General features: G+C 68.0%; 12 protein-coding genes and 1 tRNA gene. 5 read left to right on the top strand and 8 right to left on the bottom strand.

What is annotated here, in order from left to right; translation table 11 throughout:
* The first annotated feature begins 5 nt into the window (after positions 1-5).
* From E0H45_RS30375 to E0H45_RS30365, 3 genes are all read left to right on the top strand, one after another.
* Entirely contained in the window at positions 6-527 is a 522-nt protein-coding gene (locus E0H45_RS30375) for a hypothetical protein (RefSeq protein ID WP_131343538.1), read from the top strand.
* On the top strand, positions 449-838 hold the full coding sequence (locus E0H45_RS30370) for a hypothetical protein (RefSeq protein ID WP_131343536.1): 390 nt from the start codon (positions 449-451) through the stop codon (positions 836-838). Before E0H45_RS30375 ends, E0H45_RS30370 begins: the two co-directional genes overlap by 79 nt.
* Before the next feature lie 96 nt (positions 839-934).
* A complete protein-coding gene (locus E0H45_RS30365; RefSeq protein WP_131343534.1) occupies positions 935-1,972 on the top strand; it encodes a glycoside hydrolase family 43 protein in 1,038 nt (345 codons plus the stop codon).
* On the opposite strand, the gene E0H45_RS30360 is transcribed toward E0H45_RS30365, so the two are convergent.
* The 5 genes from E0H45_RS30360 to E0H45_RS30340 form a co-directional block, all read right to left on the bottom strand.
* Positions 1,887-4,028: an autotransporter gene (locus E0H45_RS30360; RefSeq protein WP_131343533.1), complete on the bottom strand. Its 2,142-nt coding sequence runs from the start codon at positions 4,026-4,028 to the stop codon at positions 1,887-1,889. The genes E0H45_RS30365 and E0H45_RS30360 overlap by 86 nt on opposite strands.
* Before the next feature lie 166 nt (positions 4,029-4,194).
* Positions 4,195-6,810, bottom strand: a complete 2,616-nt coding sequence (locus E0H45_RS30355) for an RICIN domain-containing protein (protein WP_131343531.1) — start codon at positions 6,808-6,810, stop codon at positions 4,195-4,197.
* Between the two features lie 151 nt (positions 6,811-6,961).
* Positions 6,962-7,750 carry a hypothetical protein gene (locus E0H45_RS30350; RefSeq protein WP_131343529.1) on the bottom strand — a complete coding sequence of 263 codons (789 nt, stop codon included), beginning with the start codon at positions 7,748-7,750 and terminating at the stop codon, positions 6,962-6,964.
* Positions 7,747-8,277 (bottom strand): SigE family RNA polymerase sigma factor, encoded by a 531-nt coding sequence (locus E0H45_RS30345; RefSeq protein ID WP_131343527.1) that lies wholly within the window; start codon positions 8,275-8,277, stop codon positions 7,747-7,749. Before E0H45_RS30345 ends, E0H45_RS30350 begins: the two co-directional genes overlap by 4 nt.
* Positions 8,278-8,407: 130 nt before the next feature.
* Complete coding sequence (locus tag E0H45_RS30340) at positions 8,408-9,424, bottom strand: expansin EXLX1 family cellulose-binding protein (protein ID WP_131343525.1); 1,017 nt, start codon at positions 9,422-9,424, stop codon at positions 8,408-8,410.
* An 843-nt stretch (positions 9,425-10,267) separates the two neighbouring features.
* On the opposite strand from E0H45_RS30340, the gene E0H45_RS30335 reads away from it, so the two are divergent.
* Positions 10,268-10,561, top strand: coding sequence for a hypothetical protein (locus tag E0H45_RS30335; protein ID WP_131343523.1), 294 nt, complete (start codon positions 10,268-10,270; stop codon positions 10,559-10,561).
* Between the two features lie 74 nt (positions 10,562-10,635).
* Here E0H45_RS30335 and E0H45_RS30330 read toward each other — a convergent pair.
* The 3 genes from E0H45_RS30330 to tenA all read right to left on the bottom strand — a co-directional run bounded on the left by E0H45_RS30330 (position 10,636) and on the right by tenA (position 12,975).
* Positions 10,636-10,708: transfer RNA gene (locus E0H45_RS30330), tRNA-Lys, on the bottom strand.
* Positions 10,709-10,768: 60 nt separating this feature from the next.
* Positions 10,769-12,316, bottom strand: a complete 1,548-nt coding sequence (locus tag E0H45_RS30325) for a phytoene desaturase family protein (RefSeq protein ID WP_131343521.1) — start codon at positions 12,314-12,316, stop codon at positions 10,769-10,771.
* Positions 12,313-12,975 (bottom strand): thiaminase II, encoded by a 663-nt coding sequence (tenA, locus tag E0H45_RS30320; protein WP_131343519.1) that lies wholly within the window; start codon positions 12,973-12,975, stop codon positions 12,313-12,315. Before tenA ends, E0H45_RS30325 begins: the two co-directional genes overlap by 4 nt.
* Before the next feature lie 92 nt (positions 12,976-13,067).
* On the opposite strand from tenA, the gene E0H45_RS30315 reads away from it, so the two are divergent.
* On the top strand, positions 13,068-14,789 hold the full coding sequence (locus tag E0H45_RS30315) for an aminotransferase class V-fold PLP-dependent enzyme (RefSeq protein WP_131343517.1): 1,722 nt from the start codon (positions 13,068-13,070) through the stop codon (positions 14,787-14,789).
* Positions 14,790-14,919 lie beyond the last annotated feature (130 nt).

Here is a 14,919-nt window from a genome sequence, read left to right as displayed (position 1 = left end):
AACAGTTGCCGGACGTTCTCTACGGGATCGTGCGGGGCGTGTTCGAGCTGACCGAGTTCCACATCTACGGCGAACGGCACCAGATCGACAACCTGGTGAAGTCGGCCTCGATCACCTCCGCACAGGCCATCGCCGGCAAGATCATGACGGGCGACACCGTCGACGTCTCGGTCACCGCGAAGAAGCCGCTCCACCAGGTCACCGTCACCGTCCAAGGTCTGTCAGCGAAGGCGAATTCGGCGGACGGCGTCAACTGGACTGCCGCCGTCAAGCTCGACAACGTGCCCCCGGGCAACATCCGGCTCGCGGTCGACTACCTCGACGCCACCGGCAAGTCGGGACCGACCATGTACGGAACCACCGACGGATCGAAGCTCTACATCGCAGGCGATCCCGCACACTTCATCGACGTAGGCAAGGTCGCCACTGTTACCGCGTCCGACAAGCAATGGCCGGCACCGGGCTGGGCGCCGACGAGGTCGGTTACCTGCTGTTCGACCGCAACCCCGACACCTACAGCGACCTGAACAGTGGGACTGGCGCCTACTACGTCCTCGACGTCGGCGTGAACGCAACCGTCCAACCCGAGGAAGTGCTGTTTCTTCCGCGGGCCAGCCACCCACAGCGGGCCAACGGGACCGTCGTGCAAGGGTCGAACGACGGCCAGACCTGGACCGACCTCACCAAGCCGGTCACCGGAGCGGTAGCGAACACCTGGAGCGATCACGAGGCATCAGGCAACAGTCACTACCGGTACCTGCGCATCTACAACCCGGCGAACTGGTTCGGGAATCTGTCCGAGGTCGAGCTCTACGGAGAGATCAAGCCCGCTGGGTAGGTCGACCTTCGAGACGACCATCAGGGCGAGCGCCTACCGGGCTACGGTGGGCGCTCGCCCAGCACATCAGCGCTTTCAGCAAGCTCAGAAGGTCAGATGACGAACAACGGCGCGGATCGACGGCAACTACGCTACGTGGGCTACCTGTACGCGCATTTCAAGCGCGAATCGGTCGACGGCGAGCAGATCTACTTCGCCTTGAGCGAAGGTAACGACCCGCTGCACTTCGACGACCTCAACGGTGGCAAGCCGGTACTGCGCTCGTCCGTGGGAGAACGGGGCGTCCGCGACCCGCACATCGTTCGTGCTCCGGAAGGTGACCGGTTCTACCTCGTCGCGACCGATCTACGCCTCTACGCCAACCACGATTGGGATCGGCACCAGCGATGGGGCAGCCGCTCGATCGTGGTCTGGGAGTCGACGGACCTGGTGGACTGGGGTGAGGGGCGACTCGTCCAGGTCGCACCGCCCGAGGCCGGCAACACCTGGGCTCCGGAGGCGGTCTGGGACCCCGAGCAGGAGGCCTATCTGGTCCACTGGTCGTCGACACTGTACGACAACCCCGAACATCAGGGTGAGAGCTACAACCGGATCATGGGCGTGACCACTCGCGACTTCCGCGAGTTCTCCGAGCCGCACGTGTGGATCGACCGGGGATGGCAGACGATCGACGCCACCGTGATCGACCACGACGGCGTCTACTACCGGTTCCTCAAGGACGAACGCGGCCGCAGCGGCGACGCGCCGCATGGCAAGTCGGTCTTCTCCGAGACCGCGACGTCCCTGACGGCCGCGGAGTGGACGCCGCTGACCGAGGGCATCGGCCTCGGCGCGATCAGCCAGGGGGAGGGACCGTTGGTGTACAAGTCGAACACCGAGAACCGGTGGTACCTCTGGATCGACGAGTTCACCCCGCAGCGTCGCTACGTCCCGTTCGAGACAACCGATCTCGCCGGCGGTATTTGGACCCCCTGCAGGGATTACCGGCTGCCGGAAGATCCTTGTCACGGCGTCGTACTGCCAGTGACCGCGGAAGAGTACGAACGGCTCAGAGCCGCGTGGACCTCTGCGTCAACCGCCGACGTCCTCCGGGCCGCGGGCGAGCGCGTCGGAGGCGGACGACGATCAGGATGAAGGCGAGGAGCGCGAGGGCTCCGGTCGCGAAGGTGGCCGGGAGGCGCAGGGAGAAGCCGTCAGCCGCAGTCGTGGTGGTTGCCGGGGGCGTGTTGTGCGCGGTGGGCTGGTCGAGCGCTGCCTTCGCCTTGACGGGCTTCAGCGTGACGTCGTTGCCGTCGCCGCCCTTGTAGGTGATCTGGTACCCCGCGCTCCGGGCGCCTTCGGGGACGTTGGTGAACGCGCCGGCGATCGGGTCGGTGCCGTCGTTGGCGATCAGCAGGGTTTCCTTGGTGAGCTTGGCCGGCGGGGTGAGGTCGAGCTTTCCGGCCAGCGATACCCTGCCGGACACGCGGACCGGCGTACCGGTCGCTCGGGTGGACAATCGACCGTCGGGAGTCTGCTCGAAATCGCCCTTGACGGTGAACGTCCCGCCGGTGGTGCCGGCGTTGACGAGCCGGCCGCCCTGGAGGGTGCCGGAGAGCTTGGACTGACGGCTCAAGGTGAGCGTGGCGCGATCGCCGTACAGGACTGTGGTGCCGGAGGCCTGGCTGAGGTTTCGGAGTGTCTGGTTGCCGGCCTTGGTCAGATCGAGCTTGGCGCCGGACGTGGTGAGTATCACGGCGCTGCTGGACGTCAGGCTGCCGCCGGTGAGCGCTAGGACTCCGCGCGAGATCGTGGTGGTGCCGGTGTAGGTCAGCGCCCCGGCGAGGCGAGTCGTCGCTGCGCCGGCCTGAGTCAGTGAACCGGTGCCGCTGATCTTCGACAGCGTGATCGCCTTGCCGGCGTTGCGAACCACCAGCGAACCCTCGTTGACGACGCGGAACAACGCGGCCTTCGTCAACAGGCTGCCGTCACCTCCGGGCCGTCCACTTCCGAGGCGAAGGGTCGCACCCTTCTCGATCGTCGTCGAGCCGTCGTAGTACTGGTCGGCGGCGAATGTCACGTCGTTGCCACGGACCGCCTTGATCACGACGTCACCGGCGCCAGGCGACTTCAGGGTGTCGTGAAAAACACCGCCACCGATCGGGGCGCCGAGCGTGACCGGGCCGTTGTAGGCGAAGGTGAGTTTGGAGCGGAACCGCGCGGCCAGCAGGTTGATGTAGACGGTGTCCGCGGTGCCTGGCATGAAGATCTTGTGCGTACTGCCGTCGCCCCACTGGACGTCGGCGCCCTTGATGTTGGTGCCGCGCTTGTTCAGGTCGTGCGGGATCTTCCGCCAGTTGATCGCCGGGTCGCTCAGCGACGGGTCGGTGTCGCCACCACGGTCCGAGTAGCTGTACTGGCCGGTCAGGATCACTTTGCTGCCGGGGCGGGACTGGACGTTGATGTCGCTGCCGTACTCACGTTGGTAGAAGTTCTGCCGAATGGTGACGGTCTGGTGCAGCGGGGTGTCGATCGTCCAGGTGCCTTGGTTGAGGATGGCCCGGGCGTTCGGCAGCGCGACAGTGGTCTCCGGTTTGCCGGCGGACGCCTGGGTGCCGTTGTCGATCACGCCCGAGAACGGATTGGTGCCCGCCAGATCAAGGGTGCCCCAGAGGAACCGTGGTTGGCTGATCAGCCCGGAGCCGCTGATCGTGCCGAGGTTGAAGGACCGGGTGAGCGACAACCGCAGGGTGCCGTTCACCTCGATGTTGTCCTGGTTGAGCTGGTAGCCGGGCGTGCCGTACGGGAATCTGCCGATCAGTCCGGTGCCGCCGCCGTTGCCGTACTGCAGAGTCGCGCCCTTGTCGACGACGACCGCCGGCGGATCGGGGCGCGTGACCACGACGTACGGGTGGTTGCCACCGAGGATCCGGACCGTCTGCCGTTGACTTGCCTTGGGCAACGAGAAGTCGCTGTCCTTGGTGAGGATCAACGTGCCGCTGCCCGCGATCCGCAGCGTTCCTTCGCCGCGGATCGCCCCGTCGTACGTCGTGGTTCCATCGGGCACGTTCACCAAGGCATCACCGGTCAGGGTGACGTCACGGTTCGCCAGGATGTCGAGCGTGATGTCACCGCTCCCAGCCGCGGCAGCCGGCACGGGCTGTAGCCCCAGAGCGGCGAGCACAACCACAGCCCCGATCAGGCGTCTCAAGTCTGTCGTCCTCCTCGAATCCGGCGCCCACCCTAGTCAGCAATGCGACGCGGCATCGATGGATTCGGCAAAGCCTTTGGACAGCCTTGATGTCCGGCCATGACCGCAGCAGCCGCGCTCCGGGTCAGCCTGCTGGCAGGCTGGCCGGAGCTCAATGGGTTGTGGCTCAGGACGGGTCGCCGTACTGCAGGCCGCGTCCGTTGGTGCCGATGTAGACGCGGCCGTAGGTGTCGGGGTCACCGGTGATGATGCCAACTCCGCCGATGCTGCCCCACTGGTGGGCGTCGTCGTTGATGCGGACCCAGGTGGCGCCGTTGTCGGTGGAGCGGAAGACTCCGGTGACGTTCTTGACGGTGCCGATCAGGTACAGGGCCTGGTAGGTGGTGCCCGGCGCGGCCTTGCCGAAGCCGAGGGTGGACGCGGACTGCACCGAGGTGAGCGCGGTGAAGTTGCGGCCCCCATCGGTGGAGTGCAGCAGTCCCTTGCCGCCGCCGGAGATCCACAGGTCTCCTGCGATGCCGGGGACGGCCGTGAGCCGGCCGGCAGGCAGATTGCCCGCGCGGGCGGTGAAGGTCGCGCCGCCGTCGGTGCCGGCGTAGAGCGTGCCGCCCGTGAGTGAGTAGAACGTATTGGCCGCGGAGCGGTCGGCGACGACCACGGCGTCGGTGCCCAGGCCGCTGACCTTCGACCAGCTCGCTCCCTTGTCGGTCGAGCGGTACGGGGCCTGGCCGGCCTCGGTCCAGACGATGGTGGAGCCGTCCGCCGCGAGCGCGACATGGCCGCTGTTCGCGCTGCCCACCGGCTCTGCCATGAAGCCGTTCCAGCTGCTGCCGCCGTCGGTGGAGTAGGCGCCGTCCTGCGCGCCGCCAGTGCCGACGCGGACCATCACCGCGGGGGCCGACTGGGCGAAATCGATGTCGGTGCTGCTGCCCATCAGCGGGTTCTTCAGCCGTCCGGCGGGCACCTCGGTCAGGGAGTCGTGGCGGAAGCCGCCCTGGTCGCCCATGGAGGTGATGACGGCGGCGCCGCCGGGAGGGGCGATCGCGTCCGCCAGCGAGGTCTCCTCCAGCCCCCGGGCCCCGGCGGTCCAGTGGCTGGTACCGCCGCTGTCGGAGGCGCTCGCGTCCTTGCTGCGCCAGATACCGTTGCCGGTGCCGTACAGCACGTGCCCGGAGTCGAAAGGATCGATGGCCAGCGCGGTCATCCAGTGCCCGATGCCGGTACCGACGTAAGGAGCGGCGGAGGCGTCCCGCACCGACTTGTCAGCCAGCGCCTTCCAGGTCGTACCGCCGTCGGTGGTCCGGTACAGCTCGTCTTGGGGCCACCAGCGGTCGAGGGTGGTGACCATCACCGTGGACGGCTTCTGCGGGTCGACGGCCAGACCGGAGAACCCGTAACTGCCCTGGGACGGGGAGATGTTCTTCCACGCGCCGCCGGACGGCGTGTACTTCCACACCGAGCCCGCAGTCGCGTCGTTGGGGCCGATGTCGTTGCTGTACGTCAGGTACAGCGAACCGTCACGGGAGACGACACCGTGCTGCGGCATCTGGCCGGTGGGCCGCCCGGAGATGGCCTGCCAGCTGTTGCCGCCGTCGGTGGAGCGATACAGGGATTTGTCCTTGTCGTTGACGCCGACGTAGACCGTGTTGCTGCCGGCCGGGCCGTACGTCACGAAGGAGACGCCCGCGCCGCTGCTCGCCCCGTCCTTGACGGGGAACGAGGAGACCTGACTCCATGTCGTGCCGTAGTCGGTGCTGCGCCACAGGCCGTTCTTGCGGGTGCCCAGTAGCAGGGTGCCGTGGTCCGCGGGGTCGATCACGAGCCGCTCGCTCGCCCCGCGGCCGGGTTCGTTGCTGCCCAGCTTGAACGGCAGATCGGTGCGCTGGAAGGTGCGGCCCCGGTCGGTGGAGCGCAAGATCGCGCCGTTGCCGGCCCACTCGTTGGTGTAGGTGCCCGTCGCGAGGTAGAGCCGGTTGGGGTCGACGGGGTCGGTGGCCAGCGCATCTATGCCCAGCAGGTTCCAGTCCTTCTCGCCGAGCCAGTCGGTCAGCGGGATCCACTGCTCGGCCGCGGTGTCCCAGCGGTAGGCGCCGCCCATGTCTGTGCGCGCGTACAGCAGGCCCTTCTCGCGCGGGTTGAACACCAGACCGGTGACGTATCCGCCGCCCACCACCTGCGCGTTCTTCCACGCATAGGGTCCGGACCCGGGCGTCTCGGGCTGGTCCAACTTCACCAGCTTCCATTGCTGGTTGGTGCCGCCCGTACCCGGGAACTGGATGACTGCAGCCCCCTGCGCGGTGGAGTTTCCGGAGACGTCCAGGAGCTGGCCGCTCTTGCGGGAGGTGAAGGTGACGGCGTCGGATCCGCTCACCTCATTGAGCTTCCACTCCTGGGCGGTGGAGGGGCTGTCGGTCTGTTGCTCGGCGGTCGCCGCGTTGGCGGTCGAATCGCCCGCTATGCCCAGCACTTTGCCGCTGTTACGGTTCACCAACTCGTAGTAGCCGTTCCCGGTGGCCCTCAGCGTCCACTGCTGGTTGGCAGTGTGCTGGTCGGTCCACTGCTGGATACGGGCGCCGTCGGCGGTGGAGAAGCCATTGACGTCGAGCACCTTGCCGCTGCGCACGGAGACCAGCTGATAGTAGGCGTTGCCGTCGATCGTCGCGGCCTGCGAGTCCTGCTGCGCGAACAGGAGGCACGGTACGACGATGGCGGGCACGCCGACCAGCAGACCGGTGGCGGTCCAGCGGCCGCGGTAACGCCCGCGGCGCGTGGGGTTGTCCATGGAGGATGTACTCCTTGCCTGTCATTCACCGGAGGAAGACGGATCCAGGCAACGGAGCGGCCTGATCCGCCCCCTAGTGGTCACAGGCACGGCAAAGGTTGCCGCGGGCCGGGATCTTTTTGCTGCCGGCGATGAACGTGCGGGACCGTCCTCACCGGGGCGAGGCGAACCCTCCCCAGACTGCGACGGAACGACCTGAGCTCTGGGCGTGGACGTGGTAGCTGTCGCGCTTGACCTTGCGGACGCCGGTGGCGTGGTTGTACTGGACGGCGAACTCGTGTTGTCCGGCCGGCACGGTGCGGCCCGGCTTGAGGGCCCAGCGGTAGAGCAGCGCACCGCCGGACTCCTGAACGGTGACGGTGAAGTCGTCGCTCGGCAGGGTCTGCCAGTTGCCGGTGTTCCGCACGCCGCCGGTCTGGGCAACGCGCAGCTCCGCGGTGAGCGAGGTGAGCGGCTCGGTGGTCTTGAGAGTCAGGTTGTTCTGGGCCCAGTAGATGGTGCTGTGCACGTCCAGCGAGCCTTCGGACCACAACGGCCCGTCACTGACCCGGCTGCCAGCCGGCGGAGTCGGGCGCACGCTGCGCGAGGTGGTGGTCGGGGCCGGACCGGTAGTGGTGGTGCGGGTTGATGGCGTCGGAGCGGACGTGACAGTTGGGGAGGGGACTGTCCGGGAAGGGACCGTGGGAGTGGGGGCGGTGGCCGGCGGCGACTGAGCTCCGCCGATGGCGGCGACAGCGGCGGCGAGACCACCGGTCGCCAGGGTGGCGGCGGCGATGAGACCGACGATTGCCGCCCGGGGCCATGATCTCGCGATCGAAGGTGTGCGGTGCCGGACGTTGGGGTCGGCCGCGCCGCGCTCCACGCGCGCCAGGATCCTTGCGCGGTTGGGCTCGTGAGCCTCGGCGGCATCTCGCAGTCGTCGGCCGATCTCGTCGTTCACCGGTTCCTCCTTCCTGCCGCCAGTTCGCCGACCGCTTCCGCGCCGAGCACCGATTCCAGCTCGGCCATCCCCTTCGAGGTCTGGCTTTTCACCGTACCGACCGAGATGCCCAGCGCAGCAGCGGTGTCCTTCTCCGACAGGTCGAAGGCGTGGCGCAGGACCACGCACGCCCGCTTGCGGAACGGCAGCCGGGAGAGCGCGGCCCGGACGTCGAGCACGCCCGCAACGTCCGGCCCATCCACCAACTCCGTACTGCGGGACCAGAACAGCGCTACTCGCCGTCGCTCGCGGACCCTGCTCCGGATCCATTCCCGTGCCAGGTTGGCCACCACGCCGCGGGCGTAAGCGACCGGGTGTTGCGCTGCCCGCAGCCGGTCCCAGCGATGCCACAGAGCGACCAGCGCATCGGCGGCGAGGTCGTCGGCCACGTCCTTCTCGCCCGTCAGGAGGTAGGCGAGACGCGCCAGTTCGGCGTAGTGGCGTTCGAAGAAATCGTGGAACTCCGCGGCCGCGTCGTCGACCAGCATCTCCCGCGGCTGCCCTCTCCTTGCAATGTGCGCGTTGACAATCGGGCCGAGCGTAACAGTGCCCCTCACCGCCTGCCGGAGGGCGATCGCCCGTGGAGGAGACAGTCCTGACGATGGACGGGCGGCACGGTCAATGCCGGGCGAACTGGACTCGGGTCGGCTGCGCGACGTCCGGTTTGAGGGCGATCCCGTCGATGGTCAGCCGCTCACCGTAGACGTCGGTGACCCTGATCGCTCTGCCGCATCCGTCGCCGTCGGGGGCGAGGAAGTAGTTGTAGCCGGTGCGGTGGAGCTTTCGCCAGCCTTTGGCGGTCCGGACCTCGAGCGCGGCCACCGGGTTGCGGTGGCCGATCACCTGGACGCCGCACCAGTACGGACTGGAGCCGGACTTGTACCGGATCGAGACAGTGCCGGACGCGGCGGGGCTCACCAGCGTCCAGGTGATCGGGAGCCGGCCGACGGAGAGGTTGGCGAGTCTGGAGAACGCTTGTTGACTGAGGTCGAGTTGCCCGGGTGCACAGGGCAACGGGCACTCGTTGACAATCCGCACCGTGATGGAAGCCCCGTTGGCGGCGCGGACCAGGACGTACGCTCCGCATGCCTTGGCCGACTCGTAGTCGGTATGGTTCATCGCCGCGATCATGAGGTCGCCGGACGGGCCGTAGAGGCAGGCACCATTCCCGTCACCCGCCTCGTAGGCGGTCGCGACGCCCCGGTAACGGATGGCGGGCTTGATCCGTCCGGCCAGAGACCCCGTGGACACCGCGGATTCTGGACGCGGGGTGCTGGAAGGCGTGCGCGGGCTGTTGGCAGGCGTGCGCGGGCTGCGAGACGCGGTTGGCGGCCTGCTGGCGGTCGACGGGGTTGGGGTACCGCGGGGCGATGGCGGCGGGCTCGTTACCGGCGCCATCGTCGGTGCCGTCGTGGCGTCGGCCGCCATGGTCGGTGAGCCGGAATCGGCCGCGACGCTCGCCGAGGCAGCAAGAACGGACTCGTCGGCCGTACGCCGGGTATCAGCGCCGCCCTTGATGAGGAGCGCCGCGGCCAGGCAGACCACAACGCCGACGGCCAGCAGAACCAGCGGAATGCCGATGGCCCGCCGGCGCTTGCGCAGCGGCTCCGCCGCGCCGTGCATCGTTGTCCTCATGTCCATCCGTTCGGTAGATCCAGTCGACGTTCCACAGCGCAGTTGCCACCGGAACCGAAAAGGTTGCCGCCCGTGCCGACATCGCCACGGACATGGGTGGAGCAGCGAGGAACACCCGCCCACTGCGATCGTCAGGGCTGCCAAGGGCTGCACACTCGCAGGCGAGGTTGTAGAAGCGGCGAAGGGAACGCGGCCTCACTCGTCCTGATCGCGACCGGTGCTCTGCTGCCGCTGATCGCCTGGGCAGAGTGGATGAGGACAGAGCGTGCCCTCTGCGCGGGCCGGCCTCTCTCGGATGCACACCTCGGCCTCGCGCTCGCGGTCACAGTCGTTGGTGCTCAGGTCGCCTGCGCGGTGACGCCGTACGTCGCGGCGAGTCGGTGAGCGGCCATGCCCGCGCTGAAGTCGCGGGCGAGGCCGATGGACGGTCCTGCCGGATTCGCGCGCCGGCGCGACCCGCTCCTTCTTGACCATCAGCTCGTTGCCGGCTGACCAGCTCGTTCAAGGGTGACATCGAGCGTACGCGTGCGGCTTGGGCCGGCAGACCAGCATGCTCAGGTCCTGCGCGACGTACTGCCCCGCTTGCGCTAGCTGCAGGGACCGGTCGCAGACCCGGGGCACTGCACGGGAGCGGGTCTCGAGCGGCTTGGCCGGCTACGCGCCGAACTCGCGCCCTGCCGCCGTGTGCGGATGCGGACTTGAGATAGGCGCGTACGACGATCGGCTGTGCGCGTAGCCCCACCCCTGCGCCCCCGCCAGCACGGAAGAGGCGTTCGGCGGCCATTGTCCTGGATTGCGTGATCCTGGTTCTGCGGCGGGGGTTGGGAAGGCAATCTTCGGGTCATGGATGCTGAGAAGCTGGACGTTGAGACTGATGCTGCGCGAGGGCAGCTGCACTCTCAGGCCGAGCTGAGTCATTCTGCATCGCGTGCCCGTACGCTCATCGAGTTGATTGATGAGGTGCTCGATTCAGCGGCGGGGCTCAGCTCATTCCGGGAAGCCCGCTCGCCGATCGGCTCGGAGCTTCGCCGCAACCGTGGTCGCGTGCTCAAGGAGGGCCGTCTGGTCGCCCGCCTGACTCAGAAGCATCCGCGGCTTCCATCGGGTGCGCTCAGAACCGGTGCCGGTGATCGGTGATGAGGAAAACCCATCCCATAATGTGTACCAAGGATGAGTTCCTGGAGGCGGAAGGCCTCTGACCTGCAGTTTTGTGCGCCGCCAGGGACTCGAACCCCGAACCCGCTGATTAAGAGTCAGCTGCTCTGCCAATTGAGCTAGCGGCGCTTGGTGTTGCTTTCGAACGAAGAGGATCGTAGCAGGGGGATCGGGGAGATGCGAAATCGGTTAGCGGGTGAGGATGGTCATGGCTGCGTTGTGGCCGCCGAGGCCGGAGACGGCGCCGCCGCGGCGGGCTCCGGAGCCGCAGATCAGGAGGTTGGCGACGTCGGTTTCGGTGCCCCAACGGCCGGCGTCGGAGGGGTCCGTGGCCCAGGGCCATTGGAGGTCGCCGTGGAAGATGTGGCCGCCGGGCATGCCGACGGATTCCTCGATGTCGTACGGCGTCTTGGCCTCGATGCACAGGTTGCCGTCGGCGTCCCGGGCGATGCAGTCCTCGAGCGGCTCGGCAAGGTACGACTCCAGTCCGGCCAGCACACGCCGCGCGGACTCGGCCCGGGCCGAATCGTTGTCGGAGGCAAATAAACGGGCGGGGAAGTGCACGCCGAAGACGGTCAAGGTGTGGTGGCCGGAGGCAACGAGGTCGGGGGAGAGGATCGACGGGTCGGTCAGCGAGTGGCAGTACACCTCGGACGGCGGTACGGCGGGCAGTTCGCCGCCCGCGGCGGATCGGTACGCCGTCTCGAGTTGGCTGTAGTCCTCGTCGATATGGAACGTGCCGGCGAACGCCCGCGCCGGGTCGTCACCGGACTTCAACGCCGGCAGGTGACGCAGCAGCAGGTTGATCTTCAGCTGCGATCCCTCCGGCTTCTCGACACCGGTCTGACCACGCAGCGCTGCCAGCGTCGACGGCGCGACGTTCGACAGCACCCAGGAGCAGTCGACGGATCGCTCACCGTCGCCACCGAGCCACGTGACCGATCCACGGGTTCCGTCTGCTTCGACCGCGGTGACTGCTGCGTTGGTGACCACTGCGGCGCCAGCGCGCCGGGCAGCAGCGGCCAGGGCGTCGGTGACCGCGCCCATGCCGCCGACAGGCACGCGCCACTCGCCGGTGCCGTTGCCGATCAGGTGGTAGAGGAAGCACTTGTTCTGGATCAGTGACTCGTCGTGCAGCCCGGCGAACGTCCCGATGACGCCGTCTGTCGCGACCACCCCACGGACGGTGTCGTCGGCGAAGCGTCGCTCGACGGCCTCGCCGAGCGGCCGCTCGATCAGCTCGTCCCACAGTGCGCCGTCGACACGGGAGCGGAGGTCGGCCGCCGGCTGGAGCGGCTCCAGCAGAGTGGGGGCGACAGCAGCGGCCAGCGAGCTGACAGAACCGTAGAAGTCAGTCCACGCCTTGTACTCCGCTTCGCTACCGGTGAGCGCGCGGAACGAGTCCCTGGTGCCGGCGCCTTCCGGCCGCTCGACCATCAGGCCGACGTCGCGTCCAGAGCGGCGTACCGGGGTGTACGACGCGACCGCGCGGGACCGGAGCTCCAGGTTGAGGCCCAGGTCTGCGGCGATCTTGTCGGGCAGCAAACTGACCAGGTACGAGTAGCGCGACAGCCGCGCGTCCACACCCGGGAACACGCGCTCGCTGACCGCTGCGCCGCCGGTGTGCGACTGCTGCTCCAGGATCAGCGTGGAGAGCCCGGACTGGGCCAGGTACGCGGCGGCGACGAGACCGTTGTGCCCACCGCCGACTATGACGACGTCGTAGAAGTCCTTCATCCCACCGGCCAATCGAGCTTGTGGTACGCGGCGTCCCAGAACATCCATTCGTAGCGGCACGTCGTAGCGAAGTGCTGGTGACAACGTTCCCGCTCCGCGGCTCCCACGTCCAGCCCGTCCGTGACAGCGAGCACTGACTCGACAACCGCGTCGAACTCCTCAGACCCGTACGTCTCGATCCACTTCCGGTACGCCGGGTCCGGTGACGACCGCTTGAGCAGCTCCCGCCCCACGTCCCGGTAGATCCAGTAGCAGGGCAGTACGGCGGCCACTGCCTCGGCGTACGTACCTGTGGCGCACACAGCCGTCAGATAGGACATGTACGCCGTGGTGGTCGGACCGGATCCGGCCGCGTCCACGTCCTCCCCGGTCAGCCCCAGTGACGCCAGCAACGAGGTGTGCAGCTCCCGCTCGACCGCGATCGCGTTGGCGGCGTGCAGTGCGAACATGCTGACCGCGTCCTCGTCGAGTGCGCGGCCGGCGACCAGGCTGAGCGCCCGCGAGTAGGCGCGGAGGTAGTGGCTGTCCTGGACGATGAAGTACCGGAACGCGTCGTGGTCGAGGGTGCCGTCGGTGAGCCCGGTGATGAACGGGTGCCGGACGATCTCGTCGTACACGGACGCGGCCCCGCGGTCCCACAGCTCGCTGGAAAACGTCATCCCCACTCCTCGCCGTCGACTGGCACCGACCCTATCCAGAGGGCACGCACTCAGGACGAGACGCAGATCACTTCCTGGCCATACTCTGAGACATGAACACCCAGGGGGAACCAGCGGGGATGCCGCCGGAGTCGCCGTTGCTGCGGCGGATCCGGGCGTCGGTGATCGGTGACGACCAGGTGATGCCGGGGCCGTACGGTTCGCGCCGCGTCACGTACGCCGACTACACCGCGTCCGGGCGCGCGCTGACCTTCCTGGAGGACTTCATCCGCGAGGAGGTTCTCCCGCGGTACGCGAACACTCACACCGAGTCGAGCGGCACCGGCTTGCAGACGACCCGGCTGCGTGAGGACGCCCGGCGCATCATCCACAACAGCGTCGGCGGTGACGACGAGACCGCGCTGATCTTCTGCGGCTCCGGCGCGACCGGGGCGATCGACAAGCTGATCGGGATCATGGGCCTGCGGATCCCGGCCGAACTCGACGACACGTACCACCTGACCGACCAGATCCCCTCGGATCAGCGACCGGTCGTTTTCATCGGGCCGTACGAGCACCACTCGAACGAGCTGCCCTGGCGTGAGTCGATCGCCGACGTGGTGGTGATCTCCCAGGACACGGACGGTCACATCGACATCGACCAGCTCGAGGCGAGACTGCAGGAGTACGTCGACCGCCCGCTGAAGATCGGCTCGTTCTCGGCCGCGAGCAACGTCACCGGCATCGTCAGCAACACGCAGCGCGTCTCCGCCCTCCTGCATCGGTACGGCGCGCTGTCGTTCTGGGATTGCGCCGCGGCCGCGCCGTACGTCGAGATCGAGATGTACGGCGGACGCGACCAGGACCCGTTGTCGTACAAGGACGCAATCTTCCTCAGCCCGCACAAGCTGATCGGCGGCCCGGGGACGCCCGGCGTCCTGGTCGCTCGCCGCGAACTGCTCCGCAACCGGGTGCCCGACGTACCGGGTGGGGGCACCGTCGCGTATGTGAACCCGCTCGAGCATCGGTACCTGGACGACCCGGTGCATCGCGAGGAGGGCGGGACGCCGGCGATCATCGGGTCGATCCGCGCCGGGCTGGCGTTCCAGCTGAAGCAGGCGGTCGGGATCGACGTGATCCGCGCGCACGAGGACGCGTACCTGCGGCGCGCGGTCGAGGCGTGGAAGGCGGAGCCGAACCTGCAGATCCTCGGCAACCTGGACGCCGAGCGCCTGTCGATCGTGTCGTTCGTGGTCAAGGCGCGCTCGGGGCGGTACCTGCATCACAACTTCGTGGTCGCGCTGCTGAACGACCTGTTCGGCATCCAGTCCCGCGGCGGCTGTTCGTGTGCCGGCCCGTACGGTCACACTCTGCTCGGGATCGACCTCGACCGGTCACACGAATTCGAGGAGGAGATCCTGCACGGCTGCGAGGGGATCAAGCCCGGCTGGGTGCGGGTCAACTTCAACTACTTCATCTCCGACGCCGTCTTCACGTACGTCGTCGAGGCCGTCAAGCTCGTCGCCCGCGAGGGCTGGCGGCTGCTCGGCGACTACCGTTTCGACCCGGCCAACGGCCTCTGGCGGCACCACCGCGGCCCCGTCGAGCCGCCGATGCGGCTCTCCCAGGTCGGGTACGACGCCGACGGCAAGCTCAGGTACCCGCGCCACGACCACACGGCTCCCGAGTCCGCCCTCGACGACTACCTCGCCGAGGCCCGCGACCTCCTGTCGTCCTGCCAGCAGGACAGCACCGACCCCGAGGGCCACGTCAACACCGACTTCGACCACCTCCGCTGGTTCGAACTCCCGTCCCGCTGCCTCGCCCACGACTGAAGCGGTTGCACGGAGAGGTGGTGCCTGCTCCGCGCGACTCCTACGCGCTCCGGCGGCGCGGAGGGTTTTTGCGATCTTGTCGTAGCCGTGGGACTCGGCGTGGTGGAGTGGGGTGCCGCCCTCGGCGTCG

This window comes from Kribbella soli, assembly GCF_004331345.1.
Classification (GTDB): Bacteria; Actinomycetota; Actinomycetes; order Propionibacteriales; family Kribbellaceae; genus Kribbella; species Kribbella soli.
The sequence above is the reverse complement of the archived record's forward strand: the minus strand, read 5'-3'. Positions and strand labels throughout refer to the sequence as shown.

What these genes read in the sequence shown, in the direction of transcription:
- E0H45_RS30370 (WP_131343536.1), top strand. Translation starts at nt 449, where the DNA reads ATGGCCGGCACCGGGCTGGGCGCCGACGAGGTCGGTTACCTGCTGTTC.
- E0H45_RS30365 (WP_131343534.1), top strand. Translation starts at nt 935, where the DNA reads ATGACGAACAACGGCGCGGATCGACGGCAACTACGCTACGTGGGCTAC.
- E0H45_RS30355 (WP_131343531.1), bottom strand. Translation starts at nt 6,810, where the DNA reads ATGGACAACCCCACGCGCCGCGGGCGTTACCGCGGCCGCTGGACCGCC.
- E0H45_RS30345 (WP_131343527.1), bottom strand. Translation starts at nt 8,277, where the DNA reads ATGCTGGTCGACGACGCGGCCGCGGAGTTCCACGATTTCTTCGAACGC.
- E0H45_RS30340 (WP_131343525.1), bottom strand. Translation starts at nt 9,424, where the DNA reads ATGAGGACAACGATGCACGGCGCGGCGGAGCCGCTGCGCAAGCGCCGG.
- E0H45_RS30335 (WP_131343523.1), top strand. Translation starts at nt 10,268, where the DNA reads ATGGATGCTGAGAAGCTGGACGTTGAGACTGATGCTGCGCGAGGGCAG.
- E0H45_RS30325 (WP_131343521.1), bottom strand. Translation starts at nt 12,316, where the DNA reads ATGAAGGACTTCTACGACGTCGTCATAGTCGGCGGTGGGCACAACGGT.
- tenA (WP_131343519.1), bottom strand. Translation starts at nt 12,975, where the DNA reads ATGACGTTTTCCAGCGAGCTGTGGGACCGCGGGGCCGCGTCCGTGTAC.
- E0H45_RS30315 (WP_131343517.1), top strand. Translation starts at nt 13,068, where the DNA reads ATGAACACCCAGGGGGAACCAGCGGGGATGCCGCCGGAGTCGCCGTTG.